Annotated in this window: 2 protein-coding genes; both read right to left on the bottom strand. The window is 56.0% G+C overall.

The window, feature by feature from the left end:
• Positions 1–543: 543 nt before the first annotated feature.
• Positions 544–2,667 carry an RHS repeat-associated core domain-containing protein gene (locus JHD67_RS22770; protein ID WP_199100143.1) on the bottom strand — a complete coding sequence of 708 codons (2,124 nt, stop codon included), beginning with the start codon at positions 2,665–2,667 and terminating at the stop codon, positions 544–546.
• Positions 2,668–2,803: 136 nt separating this feature from the next.
• The gene (locus JHD67_RS15550) at positions 2,804–5,578 is read right to left on the bottom strand and encodes a hypothetical protein (protein ID WP_199100142.1); all 2,775 of its coding nucleotides are present in this window, start codon (positions 5,576–5,578) and stop codon (positions 2,804–2,806) included.
• Positions 5,579–6,000: the final 422 nt, after the last annotated feature.

Below are 6,000 nucleotides of genomic sequence, written 5' to 3'. Positions count from 1 at the left end.
CCGCGCTCTGCCTCCCGCAGGATCGTGATGATCTGCTCTTCGGTGTGTCGCTTCTTCATGGGTTCTCCTTGCCTGTTTAGGGTAGAGAACTCACCTTCAAAGTGGCTACACGTTTCGTCTCAGGTCACTCATGATGCGCGTTACGTCCTGCGTTAGCGATGGCATAGCTAATCCATCAGTGCACGATCAGCTGCGACTGGGAAGCGCTGTGTTCCAATTATGCGTTGGGCCACACATTCGTGATGATGATCCCAGCAACAAAACATAATCCCCAAATCACACCGATAGAGATGACCATCCTACTCCGTAGCTCAAGCCCCTCATGAGTTAGGAGACGGTCGATGAAAAAAGCTGTCAAAGGGTTTCCGAGCGTCAGCTTTTCGTATTCCATTGTTCCCTTTTCTGCATATCGCTTGCCGCCCAAAAGGAATCGAATGAAGAAGAACGACATGCACAAAAATGTGAGCAGGACGGACCCGAAGAACAAGTAAATGATCACTACCGCACCCCTCAGCTTATAGACGCAAACATGGCAACTTTTGATTAGGGCTGCGGCTGTTGAGCAGCTCCAATGGCAGCGGCCCGATTTAATGCCTGCCATACCATCGATTTGATGTCTGACACACCAAACGTTTGAGTTGTCGTTGTTGAGAAGGATCCACCGCCCGGGAGGCCGACGGCAGACCAGCCAGCAGTCCATGACTTCGTCCCATCCGGAGCCACACTAAAAGATCCCTGTACTGGCCCAACGCTTGAATTAGCGTCGTACGTTTGACCAGCGAGCGAGCTAGCTGGTCCGTATAAAACTCCGCCAACTACTCCCGCACCAACATTCGTGCCCGCCGCAACTGCCTTGCTGGAATACAGCCCAAAGTCGAATTCCTCGCCGCACCCTTTACCGGGATTAAAGTAAATGCCAAGCGCCCCCTGCCCACCACCTAAAAACACCAAGGCGCCATTTACTCCAATCGTGTAAGTGTTCAACCCCAGTGGATCAATGCCGCTCAACGGATTCCCACCCACATAGGCATACGTATTGATTCCGCCAGCCAATCCAATCGGATCACTCTGGATATACCGCCCAAGGCTCGGACTGTAGTCGCGAAATCCGTTATTCCACAGCCCCGTCTCCGCATCGTAGTACTGCCCCGGGAAACCCAGGTTCAGCGGCACCGCGTGATTGATCGTCACCTGACGATCGAACGCAAAGTTCCTCGCACGCCACACCACGTTACGGTTACCATCCGTCATGGCTTCCGGGCGCCCCACATGGTCGGTATGGATGTTCAGGAACTGGCCGCCACTGATACGACCGATCAGGCGGCCGTTCAACCACACGTAGTCGGTCCAGCCGTTGGTCGCTTCGGCCATTAGCGCACCCGATGCGTCAGGTGCAAACCATGTATTGGCACCACCCACCGTCTTGCGCAGTCGCTGACCTTCTGGCCCTACGTAGTAGCTCGCATTGGGTGCTGCGCTAAGGCGGTTGAAGGCGTCGTAGGTGAAGGTGCCGACGCCAGAGATGCTCGTGAGGTTTCCTCGCGGGTCGTAGCCATAGTTGACATTGGTGCTACCCGACAAGCCGTTGATCTGATTGTTGTTGGACTTGGGGTTAACCGTAATGCCGGCGCCATTGAGCGCGTGGTAGGTTCGATTGCCATTGGCGTCGTACGAGATGGCTTGGATATCCAAGCCGGAATAGACGGACACCAACCTCGACATGTCGTCATAGCCAAAGCTTTGCGTCATCCCATCGTCGGTACCGTTAGCGATACGCACTATGCGATTAGCGTCGTCATAATTGAAGCTGAGGCTCTGGATACCAGCTACGTCTATTCGAGTGAGCTTACCCTCGGTGTCGTAACCGTAGCTGTTAGTTAAGCCATTACTCGATATCCATGTCGCCATGCCGCGGTTGCCCGGCTGGTAGCCCACGCCACCAACCACCGTGTATACCACGCCATTGATCTTTGCGCCCACGGACGACACCGTGCCGTTGATGTAGCTATACAACGCCTGATTGCCGTCAGGGTACGCGATGGAAGTGACCTGACCCAGCGCGTTGTAGCTATAGCCCAACGCATAGTTGGTACTGCCCATGGCAAAGCCACGCGCAGTTACCCAGCCCTCCGGCGAGTAGTTGTAGGTGACCACGCCGCCGCCATCGGCCACTCGACACAGCCGACCCGTGCCGTTGGCACAGTTGTCATACGTAAACGACTGAGTGGCACCGCCCGCACTGGCGGATAGGCGGCGACCAATGCCGTCATACACATAGCTCACCTGATTTCCACCCGCACGGGTCAAGCTCGACAATCGGCCGTAGCCGTCGTAGCTGTAGGTCGTGCTGCCCGTATCCGGGCTGTTCTGTTGCCACTTCTGGCCCAGGCCGTCATAGGTATAGGACGTTACCAGACCACGCGGATCCGTTACGCTGACCACGTTACCGCCGGTGTCATAGGCAAAACGGGTGACAGTGTCGCCACGAGCGGCGGGCGCGGCCGTCACCGCAAGCACCGACAGGATCGCGACGAGCAACGTCGCGCGCTTAAATGTTGGGGGCTTCATGAAGGAGTGCCTTCCTTGGTTTCCCGCGTCCAGCGAGGACAAGCGGTGGGGTACATGAATGGAGTGCACCGAGCCTTCCTGACGCGCCATCTTCGCCATGCTCCCGGGCGGGGCATGGCTTACGAAGGCAGCACACAGCGGCAAGGGGCACTGATCAGCGATCAGGAACTAGCGCATAGCGGGGAGGAAACGAGCGGGCTCGGCGAGCCTTAGCGCCTCGCCGAGCCGAACACTATCAAGGATCATCCAGAATGATCTGCAAGATGGCAGGCAGCGCATCACTGGGCTGCGTGATCACGAACGTTCCCGCCTCACTCCACGCGCTGCAACCGGTCTCATTGCACGCAGCCACGCGATAGCGATAGGTGCCACTGGCCTTACCCTCGGTCGACCAGCTGATCGCGCGCCCGCTCTGCACCGTTACCCAGCTACCGTCACCGCGCTGCTCTTGCAGCACATAGGTACTTCCATAAGCAACAGGCTTCCAGCTTACTGTGTAGGGCACGCTGGTGCTTCCTGCAGGCACACGAATGTTGCCTGGGACATTGATGCTACCGACGACCACGGGAATAGGCGTACTCGCGCCACCGCTCTCGCTTCGTTTGGTAACCCGATTTAGCGCATCAAAATCGTACAAGACCGTATGACCCGAAGGATCCATCACCCAAATCAGGTTGCCGTTGCCATCGTAGCCATAAGTCTCTGTATTGCCGTTCTGACTCACTTTTTGCAGGAGTCGACCCAATGCATCGTAGTGAAAGTTCTCGGTTAGTCCAACGACATTTCCTCGTGTCACTGTACGCTGAAGCACGTTACCGTCAGCGTCATAGTTAAAACTCTCCGTGGACGTGCCGTCTTTATCGTTGTGCGTAATGTAAGACACCCACATGCGTGCATCGCGGTTCCAGGTGGTTATCTGACCATCGGGGCCCGCCAGGCTACTCAGCAAACCAAAGCCATCGTAAGCATATGTCCAGGTCGCAGGGCTACCATTGGGATTAGTCGTTTTCGTCTCGACGCGCCCGCGCGCATCATACCTATAGGTTGTCCTGTCCCCGTTTGGGCCAACCGAGGACTCTGGTTGACCAAGACCATTGTAGCCACCGTAGGTCGTTGTTTGTCCCAAACCATTTTTGAATGAGGTTAGGTTGCCTAAACCATCGTAGGTATATGTATCTGTGTCACTGCCATTGGGCGAAGGGCGCGTTATCCACATGGTCTGCACCATGCCGTTGCCGTACAAGGCGTAGTTGTAGCTAGTGGTCAAGGTTTGACCGTAGTTACCGCCAGTTGACAGGTTGGTCACCGATTCCGATGCAAGACGTTGCTGCGCGTTATACGTGTAGCCGGTCTTTCGCCAACCGCGAACAGTGATGCTACGCAACCGGTTCCATCGCTGATCTGGGTCCCACTCGTAGTCGGTAGTGCGCGCCACTGGTGTTCCAGCGGCTTCTGTTTCGCTCAACAACTGGCCATTGGCTGCATAGTTGTAGGTGTGCGTATTACCATTATTGTCGACTTCGGCGGCCAGGTTTCCTTGGGCGTCGTAGCTACGCCCTTGCGTCGTTGCCCCGCAAGACTGTGTCGCGGCGTTGCTGATAAGGGTGATGTTGCCCCTGCCATCGAACGTCTTCTTGGAGACGTGCCCAAGCGGGCCGATAACGCTTGCACTGGTTCCGTTGTTCGGCTCAACCGCGTAGGTGATGTTTACGTTTTGCGAGCCATCGGCCAACCAGGTACCCGTGGCCCACCCGTAACGAAAATGTTTGGGCTGGGTGATGTAGCTGGTATAGGAGTACGGTTTCCCGTTGTAGCGGACCTCCGTCAGACGATAGTCAAGCAGGAGCGTATATCGAAAGGCGATTTCAGTGCTAGGCGAACCCGGGTAAGTGATCGACTCGATGCGGCTTGAACCAAGACCCTTTACTAGGTACGCATTGCCGGCAGGATCAGTAATCGTCGCGTCAGAGAAATTGGGCACGACGGTGCTTGCGCGATAGTTGATCGTATAGCCACGGCCACTCGTATGTGTCACCACGCGGGTGTACGCATCTGGACGCGTAATGTACCAACCAATGCCCTGCTCATTGACGATGGACTTGAGGACGCCAGCGGACGTATAGACCTGGGTAGTCCCGTCCTCATCGAGAAAGGTCAGATCGCCTGTGGAGAGATTGCGAGTAAGCGATACCACGCCGCTGCTTATCGAGGCCTCACGCAAGGTGGTTGCCTTAGGGCCGCCAGAAAAGGTGATCTTGGAACCATCTGGCCGATAGATGCTGACGAAATTGCATTGCCCTGTCACATCCCCCATGTCCGAGCACTCGGTATCCACCACGTAAGACAAATTGTCCGCCCAAGGGGAGCCGCGCCTGGCCGTGTTGTAGTAAAGCTCGTACTTCAACCCCATGGGGCCAGGAAGCGCGAAGAGCGTATAGGTCTCAACCTTGGCTCCCGAACTAGTGAGAATGGGGTCAGCCACTGCCTCATGACACATGTTGACGTTCTTGCGAATATTCGCTGATCCGGATTTGCTGAGCCACTGGTAGGCACGCACTGGAGCCGGGTTGCGCTGACCTATCTGAACTATTCCGTGCGCCCAAACATACGCAGTGGCAGTCACACCCTCCAAGTTTTTTGGCGGTTCCGGTGGCGGTGCGTTTTTGTATTCAGCAATATCCCTTGAATTTGAATCGAGCGCGAAAGACGCCATGGGCCAACAAGCCACAAGCAACAGCGCAACCAGCCTTCCGCTGCTATTGCGGTTCTTCTCGCGCATAGATTGAATACGGGATTCACAGTTCCCGCGTCGATACCCCGATTTGGCGTCAAGGCCGAGCGAAGCCTCGTGCGATCCACTCGCATCCCTGTGCGTATTGACCGTGCATTGAGCGCCGTTGAGTAGCGCCGGGGCGATCAAACGCGGCGGCATGGATCGCGACTTTGTGACAAAACGCATAGAGCATCCCTGATCAGAAAAAGCGTGTGCGCGAAAGAGCGCGCGTTTCATTGCGCCACCATGGCTGTCCTCGGCCAACGATTTCGCATGGAATAACTAATTTCTTAGTGAATAGGCCGGCTGCTGATTTTCAGCATGACAGACGGATACGCGAATGAAATCATCCGCGAAGAGTGCCCTTTGCCTTCATAACTATCCCTGTAACGCGATGATGTATCGCTAACCAAGCACGCCCCATTCCACACTCTGGAGCCACACCATATCAAGGCGGAGGCAAGGCCCGGAGTCACCGCGAAACTGTTTGCTTGAAGAAAACCAAGCGCAAGCGCTCGCGGGAGCCGAAGGCTACACTGTCTGGCCTTATCTTGGCCACCAGACGGCTCTTACATGTGGCCCCAACAGCTCAATCCCCGCGCGGTGATAACCCCTGCGCCAGCAGGGGAATAGTGCCTACAGCGCGCAAAGAAACATCG

The organism is Dyella sp. ASV21 (assembly GCF_016428975.1).
Lineage (GTDB): Bacteria > Pseudomonadota > Gammaproteobacteria > Xanthomonadales > Rhodanobacteraceae > Dyella.
Note: the sequence above shows the minus strand (reverse complement) of the source record. Positions and strands in the feature narration are given on the sequence as shown.